The following is a 20,175-nucleotide window of genomic DNA, read 5'->3' on the forward strand; positions in this document are numbered from 1 at the left end:
GAGGAGCAACAAAATGAGTGAAGTCCCGCGCGTTCCGCTACTGATCGGCGGCAAGCTTGTGCAGTCCAAAACCACCGAATGGCGAGACGTGATCAACCCCGCCACCCAGGAGGTCGTTGCCAAGGTGCCCTTCGCCACGCGCGAAGAACTGGACCTGGCCGTCTCCAACGCCAAGGAGGCCTTCAAGACCTGGCGCAACGCCGGGCAGGGCACGCGCATGCGCGTCATGCTCAAGTTCCAGGAACTGCTGCGCGCCAATACCGGCAAGCTGGCCGAGATGATCACCCGCGAACACGGCAAGACGCTGCCGGACGCCGAGGGTGAAGTCGGCCGCGGCCTGGAAGTGGTCGAGCACGCCTGCTCGATTGCCAACCTGCAACTGGGCGAGTACGCGGAGAACGCGGCGTCCGGCATCGATGTCTACACCCTGATCCAGCCGCTGGGCGTGTGCGCGGGCATCACCGCGTTCAACTTCCCGGTCATGCTGCCGTGCTTCATGTTCCCCATCGCCGTGGCGTGCGGCAACACGTTCGTGTTGAAGCCTTCTGAGCAGGATCCGACGTCGTCGCTGTTCCTGGCGGAATTGGCGCTGGAAGCCGGCCTGCCGCCGGGCGTGCTGAACGTGGTGCACGGCGGTCCTGAAACGGCCAACGGCCTGTGCGAGCACCCCGACATCAAGGCAGTGTCGTTCATCGGCTCGACCCGCGTGGGCACCGAGATCTACAACCGCGCGTCGGCCGCGGGCAAGCGCTGCCAGTCCATGATGGGCGCGAAGAACCACTGCGTGGTCCTGCCGGATGCCGATCCCGAAGTGGCGCTGAACCAGCTGCTGGGCGCCGCCTTTGGCGCGGCCGGCCAGCGCTGCATGGCCTCGTCTGTGGCGGTGCTGGTGGGCGAAGCCCGCAATTGGCTGCCCGACTTCGTCGAGCGCGCCAAGAAGCTCAAGGTCAACGCGGGCACGGATCGCGAAGCCGACCTGGGTCCGCTGGTGTCGCCCAACGCCAAGAAGCGCGTCGAAAGCCTGATCCAGAAGGGCGTGGACGAAGGCGCCAAGCTGTTGCTGGACGGCCGCAACCTGAAGGTGGCTGGCTTCGAGGAAGGCAACTTCGTCGGCCCGACCGTGTTCGACGGCGTCGCCGAGAACATGACCATCTACACGGAAGAAATCTTCGGGCCGGTCCTGTGCTGCGTCGGTGTCGAGACCCTGGAAGACGCGGTGGCGTTCATCAACCGCAACCCCAACGGCAACGGCGTCGCGCTGTTCACGCAGGACGGGGGCGCGGCGCGCTACTTCCAGAACAACATCGACGTGGGGCAGGTGGGCATCAACGTGCCTATCCCTGTGCCCGTGGCGTGGTTCAGCTTCACGGGTTCGCGCGGCTCCAAGCTGGGCGACCTGGGCCCCAACGGCAAGCAGGCGGTGCAGTTCTGGACGCAGACCAAAACTGTGACCGCGCGCTGGTCGGCACACGCCAAGACCGTGAACACCACGATCTCGATGCGCTGAAAGAGGGACGCCTTGCTCCTAAGCTTATATCGATAATTCATATAGCAAGGCGTTCTTATTACTTATAATTGGCCCGTCTATCAGGGGCCAATTAATGAACCTCCAGCAATTTCGTTTCGTGCGTGAAACCATCCGGCGCGACTTCAACCTGACTGAAGCCGCCCGGATGCTCTACACGTCGCAGCCCGGCGTTTCGAAGGCCATCATCGAGTTCGAGGACGAGCTGGGCATCAAGATCTTCGAACGTCATGGCAAGCGCATCAAGGGGCTGACCAAGCCCGGCCTGGCCGTTTCGCAGGTGATCGACCGCATCATGCGCGAGGTCGACAACCTGAAAAAAGTCAGCGACGAATTCGCACGCCGCGACGAAGGCGGCCTGGTCATTGCCTGCACCCACACGCAGGCGCGCTATCTGCTGCCCCGCGTGATCCCCGCGTTCCGCAAGCAGTTCCCCAAGGTTCACCTGTCGCTGGCCGAGGGCAGCCCCGCCCAGCTGGCCGAAATGGTGCTGCATGAACAGGCGGATCTGGCGCTGGCGACCGAGTCGCTGGCGCTGACGCCGGGCCTGGCCACGCTGCCGGTCTACGCGTGGGAGCACACGGTGGTGGTGCGGCCCGATCATCCGCTGGCCGAGCTGACCTCCAGCGCCGCCAAGCGCCTGTCGCTGGCGCAACTGGCCGAATACCCCATCGTGACCTACGACCGGGCCTTTACCGGCCGCAGCACGATCGACGAGATCTTCGCCAACCAGGGCATTCATCCGGATATCGTGCTCGAAGCGATCGACGCCGATGTGATCAAGACCTACGTGGACGTGGGCCTGGGCATCGGCATCATCGCAGGCGTTGCCTATGATCCGCGCCGCGACTCGAATCTGGTCGGCCTGCCCGTGGGGCACCTGTTCGGCACGCATACCACGCGCGTGGGCGTGAAGGCGGGCGTGTTCCTGCGCGACTACGTCTACACCTTCCTGGAGATGCTGGCGCCGTCGCTGACCCGGGCCGTCGTCACCGACGCGGTGCAGGGCACGCCGAAGTAGCCCGCATCGCCGCAGCATGCGTGAAAAAGCGCGACGTCCTTGCGACGTCGCGTTTTTTTTGCCTGCGATTCAGGCGGGAAGGGTGAGACGGCTATCCCTTTCGACAAGCTCATAAAAATAATTAAATAAGAACTGATCTCATTTAAGTTGACGAAAAAATAGGAATCATTATCATTACATCCAGGCTCAACGACCCAGTGAGGTAAATCATGACGGCAGGACTTAGTGCAGTGGTAGTGGGCGCCGACCGCCTCGGCAATATTCCCGATCTGCTAAAAGGTCACAACATCTCGATCACGCATCACATCAGCGGGCGCGATCCCTCGCATCAAAAGAAGACGTTGCAACTGCCTTCCGGCACGCAACTGGTCATTCTGCTGACCGATTTTCTTGGCCACAATGTCATGAAGACCTTCCGCAACGCGGCGCAGCGCGGCGGCATCCGGGTCGTGGCTTGTCGCCGTTCCGTGTGCAGCATGCAGCAAGCCCTGCAGCAGTGCGGCCTGTGCCCGCGCGCCGGCACCGTTCATTGACGGGACGCGTCTTGCCGCGCATCCAAGACAAACTGGGGAGGCCGATACGGCCTGCGGTCTGATCGCCGCGAAGAGAAAAAAACGAAAACGCCGCCGGACGGAGAGTCGGGCGGCGTTTTGCATTTGGACGATGGCGGCGGGTTGGCCTGCGTGCGAAGATGTTGCCCAGAAGACGGGCAGGGTCCGGCAGGGCGGTCAGTTGGACGCGCGGGCCGACGCCATCAGGGTGTTGTCCAGGCGGCGGGCGCCGTTGTAGCGCTTGGACCAGTAGGCCATGGTCATGCTTTCGACGCGCACCACGCCACCGGCGCTGGGCGAATGCACGAAGCGGTCGTCGCCCAGGTAGATGCCAACGTGGGAATAGCGGCGGCCCATGGTGTTGAAGAAGACGAGGTCGCCGACCTGGAGTTCGTTCTTGGCGACGGCCACGCCTTGCTGGGCGATTTCTGCGGCGTTGCGGGGCAGCTTCAGGCCCAGACCGCGTTCGGCCGAGTAAGCGACCAGGCCGCTGCAGTCAAAGCCGGTTTCGGGGGTGCTGCCGCCGAAGCGGTAGCGGATGCCCAGGTGATTCAGGGCTTCGCTGACCATGGCGTTGTCGCTGCCGACACCCGAATGGGTGCGCTGGCGTTCACGCTTGAATTTCTGGACCACCAGCATGCCGATCGGGTCATCGGCGGTGGCAACCCATTCCATCTCGTAGGGATCGATCTCGGACGTATGGGCGGTTGACTTTTGACTAGTGCTTGCACAACCGGCCAGACCCGCAAAGCAAGCAACCAACGCGAGCATGCGCAGACCGCGCTTTGCATGGCCAGTGGTTGAATTGAATCGCGCGGGGTTGGAGTGTCGATGCATTCGCCTGGGGATGAATCACTGAATGACAGCAAAAACCCGCGCTTTAGCCGCGGATGGGGCCGAAATGTCAGCAAATTCAACAATTATGTGCAACTTCGCGGGGATTCTACCAAACTTTTAAGGCCGATTCGTGACGTAACGGCCCTAAATATCCATGCAGCGTGGACATCTGGAAGAATTTTTTGACTTGCGGCAAGCCTCGTGCAAGGTTCGCCTACCAGAATGACCGAAAAGATTAGACAAAAAATCAATCAGCCTTAAGGCCTATGAACAATACCAGGAGACAAACATGCAAAGAACCCGGGATTTCCACTATCGCTCGGTTCATGACCGCGACGCGTTCTGGCGCGAAGAGGCCACGCGCATTCACTGGGAAACGCCATTTGACAGTGTGCTGGACTTCTCGCGTCCGCCCTTCGCCAAGTGGTTCGTTGGCGGGCGCACCAACCTGTGCCACAACGCGGTAGACCGCTGGCTGCCCACGCAGGCGGACAAGCCGGCCCTCATCTGGGTGTCCACGGAAGTGGATCGCGAACAGGTCTATACGCGGCAGGACGTCTTTGAAGAAGTGAACGCCGCCGCCGCCATGCTGCGCGAACTGGGGGTGGGGCGCGGCGACCGGGTCCTGCTTTACATGCCCATGGTGCCCGAAGCGGTGTTCACGATGCTGGCGTGCGCCCGGATCGGCGCGGTCCACTCCGTGGTGTTCGGCGGGTTTGCATCCGTGAACCTCGCGCAGCGCATCGACGACGCCGCGCCCAAGGTGGTGGTGTGCACGGACGGCGGCTCGCGCGCCGGCAAGGTCGTGCCATACAAGCCGCTGCTGGACCGTGCGTTGGGCCTGGCCAAGTCGCCGCCGTCGTCCGTGGTGGTGTTCGACCGCGGCCTGGCGCCGTTCGAGCCGGTGGCCGGGCGCGACCTGGACTATGCGACGCTGCGCGAACGCCACCGCGGCGCCCGGGTGCCCGTCGAATGGCTGGAATCGTCCGAGCCCAGCTACATCCTTTACACCTCCGGCACCACCGGCCGTCCCAAGGGCGTGCAGCGCGACACCGGCGGCTACGCCGTGGCGCTGGCCTCGTCCATGGAATACCTGTTCGACGGCCGACCTGGCGACACCTATTTCTGCACCAGCGACATCGGCTGGGTGGTGGGGCATTCCTATATCGTCTACGGACCGCTCATCGGCGGGCAATCGACCATCCTGTACGAAGGGACGCCCGTGCGCCCGGATGGCGCGATCCTCTGGAAGCTGGTCGAGCAGTACGGCGTGAATACGCTCTTCTCGGCGCCCACGGCCGTGCGCGTGCTCAAGCGCCAGGATCCCGCGCTGCTCAAGCGGCATGACCTGTCCTCCCTGCGCGCGGTCTACCTGGCCGGGGAGCCGCTGGACGAGCCGACCGCGCAATGGATCTCCGAAGGGCTGGGCAAGCCCATCATCGACAACTACTGGCAGACGGAATCGGGCTGGCCAATCCTGTCGGCGCAACCCGGCATCGAAAAAGTCCCCACCCGGTTCGGCAGCCCCTCGTTCCCGGTCTACGGCTTTGACGCGCGCATCGTCAGCGAGTCCACCGGCGAAGACCTGGGTCCCGAGCAGAAGGGCGTGGTGGCCATCGTGCCGCCGCTGCCGCCCGGCGCCATGTCCACCATCTGGGGTGACGACGCGCGCTTCGTCGAGACCTATTTCACGTCGATTCCGGGCCGGCAGGTGTATTCGACCTTCGACTGGGGGCGGGTGGACGCCGACGGCTACTGGTTCATCCTGGGCCGCACGGACGACGTGATCAACGTGGCGGGCCATCGGTTGGGCACGCGCGAAATCGAGGAATCGGTCAACAGCCACAGCGGCATTGCCGAGTGCGCGGTGGTGGGGGTGGCCGACCCGCTGAAGGGGCAGGTCGCCATGGCGTTTGCCGTGCTGAAGAATCCCGCCGGCGCCGACACGCCGGAAGCGGCAAAGCAGCTGGAAGGCGATATCATGCGCCTGGTGGAAGAACAGCTTGGGGCGGTGGCAAGGCCGGCCAGGATCCGGTTCGTGGGCGCGCTGCCCAAGACCCGTTCCGGCAAGGTGCTGCGCCGCGCGATCGTCGCGGTATGCGAGTCGCGCGATCCCGGCGACCTGACCACCATGGAAGACCCTAACGCCCTCGAACAGATCAAGGAGTCACTGCAATGAAAACCAAACCCGTGCTGAGCGCCGACGACGTCAAAAAGATCCTGGCCGCGGCCGAAGCACACGCCTTGCAGAACAAGTGGGCCGTCACCATCGCCGTGACCGACGATGGCGGCCATCTGCTGGGCATGCTGCGACTGGACGATGCGGCTCCCATCTCGTCGCACATCGCGCCGGCCAAGGCCAAGACGGCCGCGCTGGGCCGCCGCGAATCGCGCATCTACGAAGAACTCATCAACAACGGCCGCTACTCGTTCCTGTCGGCGCCCCTGATCGAAGGCATGCTCGAGGGCGGCGTTCCGGTCATTGCCGACGGCCAGGTCATCGGCGCGGTGGGCGTCTCGGGCGTGAAGTCGACCGAAGACGTGCAGATTGCACAAGCAGGCATCGCCGCGCTGGGCCTATGAGCCAGGCGCAGCCGCCGGAAACGCCGGGCGGCGTTTCCGCGCAGGAACCCCGGGGGGCGGGCGACGGTCCGCTTAACCCGGGCGTCACCCGGCGCGAAGTCCTGGCCTGGGCCATGTACGACTTCGCGAACTCCGGCTACACCACCGTGATCCTCACGGCGGTCTTCAGCACCTATTTCGTCGGCGTGGTGGGCGGCCGCGCCTCGTGGGCCACGCTGGCCTGGACGGCGGCGCTGTCGCTGTCGTACCTGCTCATCATGCTGACCATGCCCACGCTGGGCGCGCGCGCCGATGCGCGGGCCAGCAAGCGGCGGCTGCTCTACACCAGCACGATCGGCTGCGTGGCCGCCACGCTGGTGCTCACTCAGGCTGGGCCCGGAGACGTGTGGCTCGCGCTGGCCGCCATCGTCGTGTCCAACTACTGCTATTGCGTCGGCGAGTCCGTGGTCGCCGCCTTTCTGCCCGAACTCGCCCGGCCGCAGGCACTGGGCCGCGTGTCGGGCTGGGGCTGGAGCTTCGGCTATTGCGGCGGCATGCTGACGCTGGGCCTGTCGCTCGTCGTGGTGACGCTGGCTGAGGCCCGCGGCGCCACCGCCGAAGAATTCGTGCCGTGGGTCATCGTGGTCACTGCGTCTGTCTTTGCGCTGGCTGCGCTGCCGTCGTTCTTCCTGCTGCGCGAGCGCGCTCGGCCGCAGCCGGGCAATCCGGCCGCGCTGCACATGCTCAAGCGGCTGGCGTACGCCTGGCGCGAGACGGGTCTGCACTTTCCGGAATTCCGCCGCCTCTTGATGTGCATTGCCTGCTACCAGGCCGGGATCTCCGTCGTGATCACGCTGGCGGCCGTGTATGCGTCCGAAGTCATGGGCTTCACCACGCCGCAGATCATGCTGCTGGTGTTCACGGTGAACATCGGCGCGGCGGCGGGGGCGTTTTCGTTCGGCTACGTGCAGGACCGCATCGGCCACAAACCGGCGCTGGCCATCACGCTGGCCGGGTGGATCGTGATGGTGCTGGTGGCCTACTCGGCCGTGACCGCGCCCGTGTTCTGGGTGGCGGCCGCGCTGGCCGGGCTGTGCATGGGCACCACGCAAAGCGCGGGCCGCGCCATGACCGGCGCCTTGGCGCCCGCGGGCCGGCTGGCCGAGTTCTATTCGCTGTGGACCTTTGCCGTGCAGCTTGCCGCCGTGATCGGTCCGTTGACGTACGGGCTGGTGACGTGGGGCACGGACGGCAATCACCGCCTGGCCATCCTCGTCACAGGGTTGTTCTTCGTCGGAGGACTGGCCCTGTTGTCGCGGGTGGACATGAAACGCGGCCTCGCCCGGCAGACCGGCTGAACGCCGTATTCGTCAAGCCTGATGCGGCTGCTATCCTTATGGACTGCCTTGCGCCGGCGTGTTTCGATGCGGCGGCGCATGCTGATTGCTTGGCATTGTTGGCGCGCCGCGTGACGGCGCGCCGTTGGCTTGTGCATGCTGCCCGGTTGGCGCCTTGGGGCGTCTTCCTGCCCAGATCCGGCGCAGACGCATCGCCTTGGGCCTCGTCAATCTGCGGGCTCCGGCCCGCATTTTGCGTAAGGTGCCCGTAAGAGCGCGGCGATACGGTTGCAGGTGGGTAATAAAAAAGCAGCATAAACAACAGAATCACCGTTTGGAGACAAGATCATGTCGAACGCTATTCAGTCCGTCCTGGTGGAAAACCGCGTGTTTCCGCCGCCCGAGCGCGCCGCGCAGGGCGCCGCGATTCCCAGCATGGACGCCTACAACGCGCTGTGCGCGCAGGTCGAGAACGACTTCGACGGATTCTGGGCCGGCCAGGCCCGCGACAATCTGCAATGGACCAAACCGTTCACGCAGGTCCTGGACGAATCGGACGCGCCGTTCTACCGCTGGTTCGGCGACGGCGAACTGAACGTCTCGGCCAATTGCCTGGACGTCCACCTGACCAACGGCAACGCCGACAAGACCGCCATCATCTTCGAATCCGATGACGGCAAGGTCAACAAGGTGACCTACCGCGAACTGCTGGCGCGCGTGTGCCGCTTCGCCAACGGGCTGGCGGCGCTGGGCTACAAGAAGGGCGACCGCGCCATCATCTACATGCCCATGTCCATCGAAGCCGTGGTGGCCATGCAGGCCTGCGCGCGCCTGGGTGTGACGCACTCGGTGGTGTTCGGCGGCTTCTCGGCCAAGAGCCTGCAGGAGCGCATCGTCGACGTGGGCGCCTCGCTCATCATCACCGCCGACGAGCAGGTGCGCGGCGGCAAGACCATCCCGCTCAAGCCCGCCGTCGAAGAGGCCATCGCCATGGGCGGCTGCGAGGCCGTCAAGAAGGTCGTCGTGTACCGCCGCACGGGCGGCAAGGTGCAATGGAACGACAGCCGCGACCTCTGGATGCACGAGGTCGAGGATGGCCAGCCCGACACCTGCGAACCGGTTCCGGTCAACGCCGAGCACCCGCTCTTCATCCTTTACACGTCGGGTTCGACCGGCAAGCCCAAGGGCGTGCAGCATTCGTCCGCCGGCTACCTGCTGTGGGCGCTGCTGACCGTCAAATGGACCTTCGACGCGCGCAAGGACGACGTCTACTGGTGCACCGCGGACGTGGGTTGGGTCACCGGCCACACGTACATCACGTACGGTCCGCTGGCCGCCGGGCTGACGCAGATCGTCTTCGAAGGCGTGCCCACCTATCCGAACGCCGGCCGCTTCTGGGACATGATCGCGCGCCACAAGGTCACCACGTTCTACACCGCGCCCACCGCGATCCGTTCGCTGATCAAGGCTGCCGAGGCCACGCCGGAAGCGCACCCCAAGAACTTCGACCTGGACTCGCTGCGCATCATCGGCACGGTGGGCGAGCCCATCAATCCCGAAGCCTGGATCTGGTATCACAAGAACGTGGGCCGCGAACGCTGCCCCATCGTGGACACCTGGTGGCAGACCGAGACCGGCGGCCACATGATCACGCCGCTGCCGGGCGCCACGCCCACCAAGCCGGGCTCGTGCACGCTGCCCCTGCCGGGCATTGCCGCGGCCATCGTCGATGAAACCGGCGGCGACGTCGAAAAGGGCAATGGCGGCTTCCTGGTCATCAAGCGTCCGTGGCCGGCCATGATCCGCAACATCTGGGGCGACCCGGAGCGCTTCAAGAAAAGCTACTTCCCGGCCGAACTGCGCGGCTATTACCTGGCCGGCGATGGCGCGCAGCGCGATGCGGACGGCTACTTCTGGATCATGGGCCGCATCGACGACGTCCTGAATGTGTCGGGCCACCGCCTGGGCACGATGGAAGTCGAATCGGCGCTCGTGGCGCACGAAATGGTGGCCGAGGCCGCCGTCGTGGGCCGTCCCGACGACACGACCGGCGAGGCCGTGGTGGCTTTCGTGGTGCTCAAGCGTTCGCGTCCGGAGGGCGAGGAGGCCCAGGCCATCGCCAAGCAATTGCGCGACTGGGTGGCCCGCGAGATCGGCCCCATCGCCAAGCCCAAGGACATCCGCTTTGGCGACAACCTGCCCAAGACGCGTTCGGGCAAGATCATGCGCCGCCTCTTGCGCGTGGTCGCCAAGGGCGAGGAAGTGACGCAGGACGTCTCGACGCTGGAAAACCCCGCCATCCTGGAGCAGCTCTCCAAGCCGCTGTAGACGCATCGGGCCGGATCCCACCGGCCATTTGCATCGCGACAGGCGCATAATGAAGACGCCCGTGCCGGCATGTTGCGGCACGGGCGTCTTCATTCCTGATCGCCAGATCCCCACGCATGGAGCCACACCCGTGAGCAGCAGTTTCGATCGCGCAGGGCTTGCCCTGATGTTCAGCACCATCCTGGTCTGGGCCGGTAGCTGGATCGCGATGAAGCTGATCGTCCCCTACATCGGCCCCTTCGACTTCGTGGCGCTGCGCTACGTGGTGGGCAGCCTGGTGCTCTTCGCGCTGGCGATTGCAACGCGCCGGCCGCTGTCGATGCCGCCCTGGAAACTGACCCTCTTGATCGGCCTGACGCAGACTGCGGGATTCCAGGGCTTCGTGCAGACCGCGCTGGTGGACGGCGGGGTGGGCAAGGTGTCGCTCATGGCGTACACCATGCCGTTCTGGGTCGTGCTGTTTGCCTGGTGGCTGCTGGGCGAGCGGCCCACCGCCCGCCACGCGGCCGGCATCGCGCTGGCTGCTGTCGGGCTGGTCTGTTTCGTCGAGCCCTGGAACGGCCTGGGCGACATCCGCCCCGTGCTGCTGGGCCTGGGCAGCGGCCTGTGCTGGGGCGTGGGCACGGTGTTGTCCAAGCGCATGTTCGATCGCCACGCGCCGGATGTGATGACGTTCACCGCCTGGCAGATGCTGTTCGGCGGCCTGGTCATGACGCCCGTGGCCTGGCTGGTGCCGCAGATGCCCGCCCAATGGGGTTGGCAGCTCTGGGCCGGCATGACATACATTGTGCTGATCGCCACCGCGGCAGGCTGGCTGCTGTGGCTGCAGGTCGTGCGCCGGGTGCCCGCGTCGATCGCCGGCCTGTCCAGCCTCGGTGTGCCGGTCGTGGCCATGCTGCTGGCCTGGGCGTTCCTGTCCGAGCGGCCCACGCCGGTCGAGCTGGGCGGCATGATGCTGATCCTGGCGGGCATTTTTGTCGTCAGCCGCGCGGCGCCGGCTGCGAAAGCCGATTGACCCCTCCGACTTCCCGTTTCCCCGTTTTCCTGGAACCTTCATGATTGATCTGCGTAGCGATACCGTCACCCGGCCCGGCGCCGCCATGTTGCAGGCGATGGCCTCTGCCCCCGTGGGCGACGACGTGATGGGCGACGATCCCACCGTGATCCGCCTGCAAAAGACCCTGGCGGAGCGCACCGGCAAGGCTGCCGGCCTGTTCTTTCCATCGGGCACGCAAAGCAACCTGGCCGCGCTCATGGCGCATTGCGACCGCGGCGACGAATATCTGGTCGGCCAGCTTGCCCATACCTACAAGTACGAAGGCGGGGGCGCGGCGGTGCTGGGCAGCATCCAGCCGCAACCCATCGAGCACGCGCCCGACGGAACCCTGCCGCTGGAAAAACTGGCCGCGGCCGTCAAGCCCAAAGGCGATCCGCACTTTGCGCGCACGCGTCTGCTGGCGCTGGAGAACACCTTTCACGGCAAGCTGATCCCGGCCGCCTACATCCAGGCCGCCACGTCGTGGGCGCGCGAGCAGGGGCTTTCCACGCACCTGGACGGCGCGCGCGTGTTCAATGCGGCGGTCGCAAGCGGCAAGCCCGTGGCCGAGCTTTGCGCGCCCTTCGATACGGTGTCCAGCTGCTTTTCCAAGGGGTTGGGCGCGCCGATCGGGTCGGTGCTGGTCGGCAGCAAGGAACTGATCGAACGCGCGCATCGCTGGCGCAAGATGCTGGGCGGCGGGCTGCGCCAGGCGGGCGTGCTGGCGGCCGCGTGCCTGTACGCGCTGGAGCACAACGTCGAACGGCTGGCCCAGGATCACGACAATGCGCGCCTGTTGGCCGAAGGCCTGCGCGCCATCCCGGGCGTGGACGTGCTAAGCCAGGACACCAACATGGTGTTTGCGCGGTTTGAGCCGTCGCGCTGCGACGCGCTGACCGAGGCGCTGGGCAAGGAAGGCATCCTGATGCGCGCCGTCTACGGCGGTCCGACCCGCCTGGTGACGCACCTGGACGTGTCGGCCGAGGACGTGCGGCGCGTGGTCGAGACGGTGGGCCGTCTGCTGCGGTAGGCGGTCCGGGGGCAAAGGGATGGCGTTCCGGACGAGCGCGTCCCTGCCGTTTCACCCGTGGCGCTGGCGGCTGTCGGCGGGCGCCTCGTCCCGCTCCTGCATGCCGTAGTCGCGCAGCACCTGCGCAACGCGCAGGCGGTAGTTCTGAAACACGCCGCCACGCCCGGCCTGCTGGGCGCGGCGGTGCGATTCCAGCGAACGCCAGCGCTTGACTGCCGCCTCGTCGCGCCAAAATGACAGCGACAGCAGCTTGCCTGGCGTGGACAGGCTCTGAAAGCGTTCGACGGAAATGAAACCGTCCACGGTGCGCAGTTCATCGATCAGGCCGGCGGCGATGTCCAGGTATGGAGCTGGGTCGCCATGGGCGGGCTCGACTTCGAATATCACGGCAATCATCGGTTGTGGTCCTCGGGAAAACCAACTGGGGCACGCGGGCGGCAGGGTGACGGCGGGCAGTGAGACAGCCGCCAGTATCCGCCCGCGCCGGCGGCAACGATTCGGCGAGGACCGAACTATGCCTGCGACGCGCCGTCCTCAGCCAGCAGGGCGGCGTAGCCTTGGCGCGAGTCCGGCCATTGCAGCGACAGGCCGCTGGCGCGCAACCTGGCATTGCTGAGTTTCTTGCTGCCCACGTTGGCCGGCGCGGGCGCCTCGCGCGGCGCGGGGGCGCCAATCAGCGAGGCCAGTTCGGCATACAGCGTGTGCAGCGGCAGGGGCGTGTCGTCGCAGCCCACATACACCGGCGCGACCTGCGGCAGCAGCGCCAGATGCGCCACCGCGGCAGCCGCGTCGTCGATGTGGATGCGGTTGGCCCAGTGTTCGGGCTGCACCGGCGCGCCGGCCGCGCCGCTGCGCAACCGCTCGATGAGCTGCATGCGGCCGGGCCCATACAGGCCCGCCAGCCGCAATGCCGTCGACGAGACCGGCTGCGCCGCCAGCGCAGCTTCGGCTTCGAGCAGCACGCGGCCGTTGAAGCCTTGCGGAGCGGGCGGCGTGTCCTCGTCCACCCAGGCGCCATGATGCTCGCCATACACCGCGCTGGACGAGACGAACACGATGCGCTTGAGCTGCGATCGATCCAGCGCGTTCAGCACGTTTGCCAGCCCGTCCACGAACACGCCGCGGTAGGCCTGCGGATCGCGCGCGCCGGGCGAGGGCAGGTGGATGAGCCGGGTCACGCCTTGCGGCAGCGCGCTCAGCGTGTCGGGGCGGGTGATGTCGCCCTGCAGCCACTGGATGCCGCTCGTGTCACCGGCGGGGGGATGGCGCCGCAGGGCATGGACCTCGTCGCCGCGCGCCAGAAAGCGTTGCGCCGCGCGCTGGCCCAGGTCGCCGCAGCCGATGAGAAGTACGCGTTCGCGCATGGTGTCGCTCCAGGCAGTCGGAAAAAAAGGCGCCCCGCGGGGCGCCTTTCGGGCGGGCGCAATGCGCCCGGGGTATCACATGCCGCTGTAGACCGGCCCTTCGCCGCCTTGCGGCGCCACCCAGACGATGTTCTGCGTGGGGTCCTTGATGTCGCAGGTCTTGCAATGCACACAGTTCTGCGCGTTGATCTGCAGACGGTCGTCGCCGTGGTCGTCCTTGACGAACTCGTACACGCCGGCCGGACAATAGCGCGACTCGGGGCCGCCATACTTGGCCAGGTTCACCTTGACCGGCACGGACGGATCCTTGAGGGTCAGGTGGACGGGTTCGTTCTCGTCGTGGTTGGTGTTGGAGATGAACACCGAACTCAGCTTGTCGAACGTGAGCTTGCCGTCAGGCTTGGGATAGTCGATGCGCGCGCATTGCGACGCGGGCTGCAGACAGGCGTGGTCGGGCTTGTTGTGGCGCAGCGTCCAGGGCATCTTGCCCTTGAGCAGCAGTTGCTCGATGCCGGTCATCAGCGTGGCGACCGTGCGGCCCTTCTTGAACCACTGCTTGAAATTGCGGGCCTTGTTCAATTCCGCGTGCAGCCACGAGGCCTCGAAGGCCTTGGGGTATGCAGTCAGTTCGTCCTGGCGGCGGTCCGCAACCAGGGCGTCGAACGCGGCTTCGGCGGCCAGCTTGCCCGACTTGATGGCGGCGTGGCTGCCCTTGATGCGCGAGGCGTTCAGGAAACCGGCTTCGCAGCCGACCAGCACGCCGCCCGGGAACGTGAGCTTGGGCAGCGCCAGCAGGCCGCCCGCCGTGATGGCGCGGGCGCCGTAGGCGATGCGCTTGCCGCCTTCGAACGTGCCGCGGATGGCGGGGTGCGTCTTGTAGCGCTGGAACTCATCGAAGGGCGACAGCCACGGATTGGCGTAATCCAGGCCGACGATCATGCCCACGGCGACGAGGTTGTTGTCCAGGTGATAGAGGAACGAGCCGCCGTACGTGTCCGAATCCAGCGGCCAGCCGGCGGTGTGGATCACCAGGCCGGGCTTGGATTGGGCCGGATCGACTTCCCACATTTCCTTGATGCCGATGCCGTACGACTGCGGATTGCGGCCGTCGTCCAGCTTGAAGCGCTCGATGAGCTGGCGGCCGAGCTGGCCGCGCGAGCCTTCGCTGAACACGGTGTAGCGGGCGTGCAATTCCATGCCCGGCTGATAGTGGTCGGTGTGGCTGCCGTCGCGGGCCACGCCCATGTCGCCCGTGGCCACGCCGCGGACGGCGCCGTTCTCGTCGTACAGCACTTCGACGGCCGCAAAGCCGGGGAAGATGTCTACGCCCAGCGCTTCGGCCTGCTCGCCCATCCACTTGACGACGTCGCCCAGACGGACGATGTAGTTGCCTTCGTTGTGAAAGCAGGGGGGCAGCAGCCAGTTGGGCGTGGCGCGCGCGCCGGTCTCGGACAGGAACAGGAACTTGTCCTGCGTGACGGCCACGTTCAGGGGCGCGCCCTTTTCCTTCCAGTCGGGGATGAGCTCGGTCAGCGCCAGCGGGTCCATCACGGCGCCGGACAGGATGTGCGCGCCCAGTTCCGCACCCTTCTCAAGTACGCAGACGCCAATCTCCTGATTCTTCTCAGCGGCCAGCTGCTTCAGACGGATTGCTGTGGCCAGGCCGGCGGGACCACCGCCAACCACGACCACGTCATATTCCATCGACTCGCGTTCAGACATTTGCAAAGCTCCCCGTATGTATTCCATATATGGCTGGAAGTATTATCGGCGATTGTATTGCAGGCGAGGGTCCTGTATGCCTTCGCATTTCTTTTAGCCTTCAGGAGTTATTGGTGAACCCGGACAATCTGTCTGCGCGGCTGCTATCGGTGGGCGACACCCATCAGCTCGAATTGCCTTTGCGCTGGGGCGATTCAGACGCCTTGAACCATCTGAACAACACGCTGTATTTCCGCCTCATGGAAGAGGCCCGCATGCAGATTCTGTATAACGCGGGCTTCAAGCTGCCGGCCGATGACGGCGCGATCCTGGCGCATGCGTCGTGCGATTTCCTGCGTCCGCTGACCTATCCGGCCACCGTGCGCGTGACGCACAAGGTCACGCGCATCGGCCGCTCCAGCGCCGAATTCGAGCTGCTGCTCGAGAAGGTCGGCGACGACGCAGGCCCCTATGCGCGCGGTCGCAATGTGCTGGTCTGGATGGATTACGTGGCCAATACGTCCGCACCGTGGCCGCCCGAAGTCCTGGCGCAGATGGCCACGCAGTTCACGCCGGCTGAGTAAGCGCGCGCGGCCGCGGGCCGCGCACCGGCCAAAATAGCGCGCGCTTTGGCCGGTCATGCCGGTAAAATCTAGCGCAAAATCAGAAAAGCAATGAGGGCGCGCCACCCTCGGCGCCGCCGCTTCACGGAAATCGGGCTTCGGCGCGATGCCCGGGTAGCGGGCGTCAACAGCCGCGCCCCAAGGAACGACTGGGCTTGTCCCGATTCCCCGATTTTTCCGGGACCCGTGCGCGGGTAGCGGCGGGGCGGGCTCACTTTGGTTAGACCTTAACTAGGAGTTGGAGCGATGGACAAGGTTTATGCAAGCGCCCAGGAGGCGCTGGCAGGCATCGTCAAGGACGGTCAGATGATCGCCGTGGGCGGTTTCGGCCTGTGCGGTATTCCCGAGGCGCTGATCGCCGCGCTGCGCGATTCGGGCGTCAAGGATCTCACCTGCATCAGCAACAACGCGGGCGTCGATGGGTTTGGCCTGGGCCAGCTGCTCAACACGCGCCAGGTGCGCAAGATGATCGCGTCCTACGTGGGCGAGAACAAGGAATTCGAACGCCAATACCTGTCGGGCGAACTCGAGCTTGAATTCACGCCGCAGGGCACGCTGGCCGAAAAGCTGCGTGCCGGCGGCGCCGGCATTCCGGCGTTCTTCACCCGCACCGGCGTGGGCACCATCGTGGCCGAGGGCAAGGAAATCCGTGAGTTCGACGGCCAGCAGTACGTGATGGAACGCTCGCTGGTGCCGGACGTGTCGCTGGTCAAGGCGCACATCGCCGACCGCAGCGGCAACCTGGTGTTTCGCAAGACGGCCCGCAACTTCAATCCGAACGTCGCCATGGCGGGCAAGTTCACGGTTGTCGAAGTCGAGGAAATCGTCGACACCGGCAGCCTGGACCCGGATCAGATCCACCTGCCCGGCATCTATGTGCAACGGATCGTGCTGAACGCCACGCCCGAAAAGCGCATCGAACAACGCACCACTCGCCCGGCCTAAGGAGAAGACGACATGGCATGGTCCCGCGATGAAATGGCGGCGCGCGCCGCGCGCGAGCTGCAAGACGGCTTTTATGTGAACCTGGGCATTGGCCTGCCCACGCTGGTTGCCAACCACGTCCCCGCGGGCGTGGAAGTGTGGCTCCAATCCGAAAACGGGCTGCTGGGCATCGGCCCGTTCCCCACCGACGATCAGGTCGACGCCGACCTCATCAACGCCGGCAAGCAGACCGTCACGACGCTGCCCGGCTCCTCGATCTTCTCGTCGGCCGACTCGTTCGCGATGATCCGCGGCGGCAAGATCAACCTGGCGATCCTGGGCGCGATGCAGGTCTCCGAGAAGGGCGATCTGGCCAACTGGATGATCCCGGGCAAGATGGTCAAGGGCATGGGCGGCGCGATGGACCTGGTGGCCGGCGTCGGCCGCGTGGTCGTGCTGATGGAACACGTGGCCAAGAAAAAGGACGGCACCGAGGACATCAAGCTGCTGCCCGAGTGCAACCTGCCGTTGACCGGCGTGGGTGTGGTCGATCTCATCATCACCGACCTGGGCGTGATGGAAGTCACCGAAAACGGCCTGAAGCTGCTGGAAACGGCGCCCGGCGTGACGGTGGACGAGATCAAGTCCAAGACGGCGGCGAAGCTGGACGTGTCTGCGGTGCAGTAACGCTTGCTGATCGCCAGGCTGATCAGGCCGGCCCATGATGCCGGCCGCCGGCAGCCAAAATCAAAGCGCCCGTTCAATACGGGCGCTTTTTTTTGTTCCTGCTTGATGCAGAGGCGGGGCGCCGCGCGCTACGCCGTCTCCTGCAACAGCATCCCCACATGCGGGATGCCGTCTTCCATGTATTCCTCCGTGACCGGCACGAAACCGTGGCCGCCGTAATAACCCTTCAATCGTGCCTGCGCGCCCAGGTATACGGGCTGATCCGGCCACAGACGCTGCACTTCTTCCTTGGCGCGGCGCATGAGTTCGTGGCCCAGGCCCGTGCCGCGGGCGGCGGGGGCGGTGATCACGCGGCCGATGACGGCGCGGCCGTCGTTCAGGGCCGGCTCCAGCAGGCGGCAATAGGCCACCAGTTCGCCGTCGTGCCAGGCCATCAGGTGCTCGGTCTGCCCTTGCAGGTCCTTGCCGTCCATGTCGAGAAACACGCAGTTCTGTTCCACCACGAACACCTCCGAGCGCAGCCGCAGGATGGCGTAGAGCTCGGCGGGGGTCAGGTCGGCGTGGGGCTTGCAGATCCAGGCGGGTGTCATGCGGGTCATTCCAGATAGCGGGACAAAAAACAGGGCAACTAGCGTAACGCAAACCGGCCCCGATTTTTCAGGCCCGATTGTTACATCTATTCACGGGTATACCCTTAGTATGAAAATCTATTTTCTTAACTAAAATTTGTGTGTAAACAGATTTACATAAACCCGCCGCCTGATTTCCACCACGCTGTTCGATGACCAAGTCCGCCATTACGATCGCTGATCGGATCGCCCGGGCCCAGCCCGCGCTGAGCCGGACCCAGCACAAGATGGCCGAGTACGTGCTGGCGCATCAGTTCCGCGTCGCCACCATGACCATCGATGAGTTCGCGGCGGCAGTGGGCGTGTCGGTCGCCACGGCCAACCGGTTTGCGCGCGCCCTGGACCTGCCGGGCTATCCGCAGTTCCGCGCCGAACTGGCCCGCGGCTTCGAAGCCGCGCTGGAACCGGTCGAGAAGCTGCGCACCGAGCTGGCCCACTCGGCCAGCGCCGTCCAGATCTTTGCGGCAACCCTCGAAGAAGACATCCGCAACGCGCAGCGCAACCTGCAGGCGTTGGATTCCGCGGCCTGTGAACAGGCGGTCGACGCCATCCTGGCCGCCGATCGCGTCTTCATCATCGGTTTCGGCGCCAGCGGGTTTCTCGCAGGCCTCTTGCAGCGCGGCCTGTGCATGCACCTGCATTCGGTGGAATCGCTGGCTGGTCCCGGCGGCGTGTCGCACGCGGCGCGTCAGATGTCGCGCATGACCAGTAACGACCTGGTGATCGCTATCGGCTTTCCGCGTTACCTGGCCGACACCGTGACGCTGGCCGGCGCGGCCAAGCAGGCCGGGGTGCCGGTGCTGGTGCTGACGGACAAGCCCACCTCGCCGCTGGCGCCCACGGCGTCCGTCGTGCTGTACGCCTTCTCGGCGCGCCAGCTCATTCCCAATTCCGAAACCGCCGCGTTGGGGCTCATCGAAGCCCTGTCCGCGGCGGTGGCCTATCGGGCCAAGAATTCCGTTGCGGCCGCCGCTGGGGTGACCCAGTCCGTGATGCCGTGGCTCATCCATGGAGTAGGTAAACGATGATTCAACCCGTGATTGCCATTCACGGTGGCGCCGGCGCGATGTCCCGCGCGGCCATGTCTGCCGAGAAAGAACAGGAATACCTCGCGGCGCTGGAGTCGATCCTGACCGCCGGCCAGGCCGTGCTGGCCAAGGGCGGCAGCGCCCTGGACGCCGTCACCGAGGCCGTGCGCCTGCTCGAAGACTGCCCCCTGTTCAACGCCGGTCACGGCGCCGTGTTCACCAGTGCCGGCACTCATGAACTGGACGCCGCCATCATGGACGGCGCCACGCTGCGTTCCGGCGCCATCGCCAATGTGAACCGCGTGCGCAATCCGATCTTTGCCGCGCGCAAGGTCATGGAAAACAGCAAGCACGTGTTCTTCGTGGGCGAGGGCGCTGAAGCGTTCGCCGCTCAGGAAGGCGTGGAACTCGTCGACCCCTCGTATTTTTCGACCGAAGCCCGCCGCGAGCAGCTGCTGCGCGTGCAGCGCGAAACGCCGGACGCCGCCGTGCTGGATCACGACGGCCAGGCCATGGTCGCGCGCGGCCAGCCCGCGCCCGCCGATCCGCTGGACGCCGACAAGAAGTTCGGCACCGTGGGCGCCGTGGCCGTCGATGCCCAGGGCAACCTGGCCGCCGCCACCTCCACCGGCGGCATCACCAACAAGCAGGTCGGCCGCGTGGGCGATGCGCCCCTGATCGGCGCCGGCACCTATGCCAGCAACAAGACCTGCGCCGTGTCCACCACGGGCACGGGCGAAATGTTCATCCGCATGGTTGCCGCATACGACGTGGCCGCCCAGATGGAATACTGCGGCGCCTCGCTGGAAGCGGCGGCGGACCGCGTCGTAATGGAAAAACTGCCCACCATCGGTGGCAAGGGCGGCCTGGTGGCCGTCGATGCCCAGGGCAATGTGGCCTTGCCGTTCAACACGGAAGGCATGTACCGGGGTTACGCCCGCGTTGGCGAGAAGCCGGTAACCGCCATCTACCGATGAGCGGCGGCGGTTTGG

General features: G+C 65.6%; 19 protein-coding genes. 14 read left to right on the plus strand and 5 right to left on the minus strand.

What is annotated here, in order from left to right; genetic code table 11:
• Positions 1–13: 13 nt before the first annotated feature.
• The 3 genes from ASD87_RS12915 (at position 14) to ASD87_RS12925 (ending at position 3,079) form a co-directional block, all read left to right on the plus strand.
• Positions 14–1,507, plus strand: a complete 1,494-nt coding sequence (locus ASD87_RS12915; RefSeq protein WP_056321975.1) for a CoA-acylating methylmalonate-semialdehyde dehydrogenase — start codon at positions 14–16, stop codon at positions 1,505–1,507.
• 94 nt (positions 1,508–1,601) lie between these two features.
• Positions 1,602–2,546, plus strand: a complete 945-nt coding sequence (locus tag ASD87_RS12920; protein ID WP_056321979.1) for a CysB family HTH-type transcriptional regulator — start codon at positions 1,602–1,604, stop codon at positions 2,544–2,546.
• 209 nt (positions 2,547–2,755) lie between these two features.
• The gene (locus ASD87_RS12925; protein ID WP_035212827.1) at positions 2,756–3,079 is read left to right on the plus strand and encodes a DUF2325 domain-containing protein; all 324 of its coding nucleotides are present in this window, start codon (positions 2,756–2,758) and stop codon (positions 3,077–3,079) included.
• A gap of 195 nt (positions 3,080–3,274) precedes the next feature.
• Here ASD87_RS12925 and ASD87_RS12930 read toward each other — a convergent pair whose 3' ends face one another.
• Positions 3,275–3,934: a C40 family peptidase gene (locus tag ASD87_RS12930; protein ID WP_056321982.1), complete on the minus strand. Its 660-nt coding sequence runs from the start codon at positions 3,932–3,934 to the stop codon at positions 3,275–3,277.
• Positions 3,935–4,184: 250 nt separating this feature from the next.
• Between ASD87_RS12930 and ASD87_RS12935 the strand changes: the two genes are divergently transcribed.
• The 6 genes from ASD87_RS12935 to ltaE all read left to right on the plus strand — a co-directional run bounded on the left by ASD87_RS12935 (position 4,185) and on the right by ltaE (position 12,227).
• Positions 4,185–6,113: a propionate--CoA ligase gene (locus ASD87_RS12935; protein WP_255357255.1), complete on the plus strand. Its 1,929-nt coding sequence runs from the start codon at positions 4,185–4,187 to the stop codon at positions 6,111–6,113.
• Entirely contained in the window at positions 6,110–6,517 is a 408-nt protein-coding gene (locus tag ASD87_RS12940; protein WP_056321988.1) for a heme-binding protein, read from the plus strand. The genes ASD87_RS12935 and ASD87_RS12940 overlap by 4 nt, the downstream gene beginning before the upstream one ends.
• On the plus strand, positions 6,514–7,854 hold the full coding sequence (locus ASD87_RS12945; protein ID WP_056321991.1) for an MFS transporter: 1,341 nt from the start codon (positions 6,514–6,516) through the stop codon (positions 7,852–7,854). The genes ASD87_RS12940 and ASD87_RS12945 overlap by 4 nt, the downstream gene beginning before the upstream one ends.
• Positions 7,855–8,181: 327 nt before the next feature.
• The gene (gene acs / locus ASD87_RS12950) at positions 8,182–10,161 is read left to right on the plus strand and encodes an acetate--CoA ligase (protein ID WP_056321994.1); all 1,980 of its coding nucleotides are present in this window, start codon (positions 8,182–8,184) and stop codon (positions 10,159–10,161) included.
• Positions 10,162–10,327: 166 nt separating this feature from the next.
• Positions 10,328–11,176 (plus strand): DMT family transporter, encoded by an 849-nt coding sequence (locus ASD87_RS12955; protein ID WP_056322735.1) that lies wholly within the window; start codon positions 10,328–10,330, stop codon positions 11,174–11,176.
• Positions 11,177–11,216: 40 nt separating this feature from the next.
• Positions 11,217–12,227: a low-specificity L-threonine aldolase gene (gene ltaE / locus ASD87_RS12960; protein WP_056321997.1), complete on the plus strand. Its 1,011-nt coding sequence runs from the start codon at positions 11,217–11,219 to the stop codon at positions 12,225–12,227.
• A 51-nt stretch (positions 12,228–12,278) separates the two neighbouring features.
• Here the strand turns inward: ltaE and ASD87_RS12965 are convergent, their stop codons facing one another.
• The 3 genes from ASD87_RS12965 to ASD87_RS12975 all read right to left on the minus strand — a co-directional run bounded on the left by ASD87_RS12965 (position 12,279) and on the right by ASD87_RS12975 (position 15,313).
• Positions 12,279–12,623 (minus strand): antibiotic biosynthesis monooxygenase, encoded by a 345-nt coding sequence (locus tag ASD87_RS12965; RefSeq protein ID WP_056322000.1) that lies wholly within the window; start codon positions 12,621–12,623, stop codon positions 12,279–12,281.
• Positions 12,624–12,739: 116 nt separating this feature from the next.
• Positions 12,740–13,591: an NAD-dependent epimerase/dehydratase family protein gene (locus tag ASD87_RS12970; RefSeq protein WP_056322003.1), complete on the minus strand. Its 852-nt coding sequence runs from the start codon at positions 13,589–13,591 to the stop codon at positions 12,740–12,742.
• Between the two features lie 75 nt (positions 13,592–13,666).
• Positions 13,667–15,313: an electron transfer flavoprotein-ubiquinone oxidoreductase gene (locus ASD87_RS12975; RefSeq protein ID WP_056322006.1), complete on the minus strand. Its 1,647-nt coding sequence runs from the start codon at positions 15,311–15,313 to the stop codon at positions 13,667–13,669.
• 110 nt (positions 15,314–15,423) lie between these two features.
• On the opposite strand from ASD87_RS12975, the gene ASD87_RS12980 reads away from it, so the two are divergent.
• The 3 genes from ASD87_RS12980 (at position 15,424) to ASD87_RS12990 (ending at position 17,526) form a co-directional block, all read left to right on the plus strand.
• On the plus strand, positions 15,424–15,876 hold the full coding sequence (locus tag ASD87_RS12980; RefSeq protein ID WP_108005086.1) for a thioesterase family protein: 453 nt from the start codon (positions 15,424–15,426) through the stop codon (positions 15,874–15,876).
• Positions 15,877–16,161: 285 nt separating this feature from the next.
• Positions 16,162–16,860, plus strand: a complete 699-nt coding sequence (locus ASD87_RS12985; protein WP_056322011.1) for a CoA transferase subunit A — start codon at positions 16,162–16,164, stop codon at positions 16,858–16,860.
• 12 nt (positions 16,861–16,872) lie between these two features.
• Positions 16,873–17,526: a CoA transferase subunit B gene (locus ASD87_RS12990; RefSeq protein ID WP_056322014.1), complete on the plus strand. Its 654-nt coding sequence runs from the start codon at positions 16,873–16,875 to the stop codon at positions 17,524–17,526.
• Positions 17,527–17,654: 128 nt separating this feature from the next.
• Here the strand turns inward: ASD87_RS12990 and ASD87_RS12995 are convergent, their stop codons facing one another.
• Positions 17,655–18,116 (minus strand): GNAT family N-acetyltransferase, encoded by a 462-nt coding sequence (locus ASD87_RS12995; protein WP_056322017.1) that lies wholly within the window; start codon positions 18,114–18,116, stop codon positions 17,655–17,657.
• Between the two features lie 191 nt (positions 18,117–18,307).
• Here ASD87_RS12995 and ASD87_RS13000 point away from each other — a divergent pair, with 191 nt between their 5' ends.
• Positions 18,308–19,183, plus strand: coding sequence for a MurR/RpiR family transcriptional regulator (locus ASD87_RS13000; RefSeq protein ID WP_056322019.1), 876 nt, complete (start codon positions 18,308–18,310; stop codon positions 19,181–19,183).
• Positions 19,180–20,160, plus strand: coding sequence for an isoaspartyl peptidase/L-asparaginase family protein (locus tag ASD87_RS13005; RefSeq protein ID WP_056322021.1), 981 nt, complete (start codon positions 19,180–19,182; stop codon positions 20,158–20,160). The genes ASD87_RS13000 and ASD87_RS13005 overlap by 4 nt, the downstream gene beginning before the upstream one ends.
• The last annotated feature ends 15 nt before the right edge of the window (positions 20,161–20,175 follow it).

The organism is Achromobacter sp. Root170 (assembly GCF_001428165.1).
GTDB lineage: Bacteria > Pseudomonadota > Gammaproteobacteria > Burkholderiales > Burkholderiaceae_B > Achromobacter > Achromobacter mucicolens.

What these genes read in the sequence shown, in the direction of transcription:
- ASD87_RS12975 (WP_056322006.1), bottom strand. Translation starts at nt 15,313, where the DNA reads ATGTCTGAACGCGAGTCGATGGAATATGACGTGGTCGTGGTTGGCGGT.
- ASD87_RS12945 (WP_056321991.1), top strand. Translation starts at nt 6,514, where the DNA reads ATGAGCCAGGCGCAGCCGCCGGAAACGCCGGGCGGCGTTTCCGCGCAG.
- ASD87_RS12995 (WP_056322017.1), bottom strand. Translation starts at nt 18,116, where the DNA reads ATGACACCCGCCTGGATCTGCAAGCCCCACGCCGACCTGACCCCCGCC.
- ASD87_RS12955 (WP_056322735.1), top strand. Translation starts at nt 10,328, where the DNA reads ATGTTCAGCACCATCCTGGTCTGGGCCGGTAGCTGGATCGCGATGAAG.
- ASD87_RS12925 (WP_035212827.1), top strand. Translation starts at nt 2,756, where the DNA reads ATGACGGCAGGACTTAGTGCAGTGGTAGTGGGCGCCGACCGCCTCGGC.
- ASD87_RS12930 (WP_056321982.1), bottom strand. Translation starts at nt 3,934, where the DNA reads ATGCATCGACACTCCAACCCCGCGCGATTCAATTCAACCACTGGCCAT.
- ASD87_RS12920 (WP_056321979.1), top strand. Translation starts at nt 1,602, where the DNA reads ATGAACCTCCAGCAATTTCGTTTCGTGCGTGAAACCATCCGGCGCGAC.
- ASD87_RS13005 (WP_056322021.1), top strand. Translation starts at nt 19,180, where the DNA reads ATGATTCAACCCGTGATTGCCATTCACGGTGGCGCCGGCGCGATGTCC.
- ASD87_RS12985 (WP_056322011.1), top strand. Translation starts at nt 16,162, where the DNA reads ATGGACAAGGTTTATGCAAGCGCCCAGGAGGCGCTGGCAGGCATCGTC.
- ASD87_RS12990 (WP_056322014.1), top strand. Translation starts at nt 16,873, where the DNA reads ATGGCATGGTCCCGCGATGAAATGGCGGCGCGCGCCGCGCGCGAGCTG.
- acs (WP_056321994.1), top strand. Translation starts at nt 8,182, where the DNA reads ATGTCGAACGCTATTCAGTCCGTCCTGGTGGAAAACCGCGTGTTTCCG.
- ASD87_RS12915 (WP_056321975.1), top strand. Translation starts at nt 14, where the DNA reads ATGAGTGAAGTCCCGCGCGTTCCGCTACTGATCGGCGGCAAGCTTGTG.
- ASD87_RS12965 (WP_056322000.1), bottom strand. Translation starts at nt 12,623, where the DNA reads ATGATTGCCGTGATATTCGAAGTCGAGCCCGCCCATGGCGACCCAGCT.
- ASD87_RS13000 (WP_056322019.1), top strand. Translation starts at nt 18,308, where the DNA reads ATGACCAAGTCCGCCATTACGATCGCTGATCGGATCGCCCGGGCCCAG.
- ASD87_RS12940 (WP_056321988.1), top strand. Translation starts at nt 6,110, where the DNA reads ATGAAAACCAAACCCGTGCTGAGCGCCGACGACGTCAAAAAGATCCTG.
- ASD87_RS12970 (WP_056322003.1), bottom strand. Translation starts at nt 13,591, where the DNA reads ATGCGCGAACGCGTACTTCTCATCGGCTGCGGCGACCTGGGCCAGCGC.
- ltaE (WP_056321997.1), top strand. Translation starts at nt 11,217, where the DNA reads ATGATTGATCTGCGTAGCGATACCGTCACCCGGCCCGGCGCCGCCATG.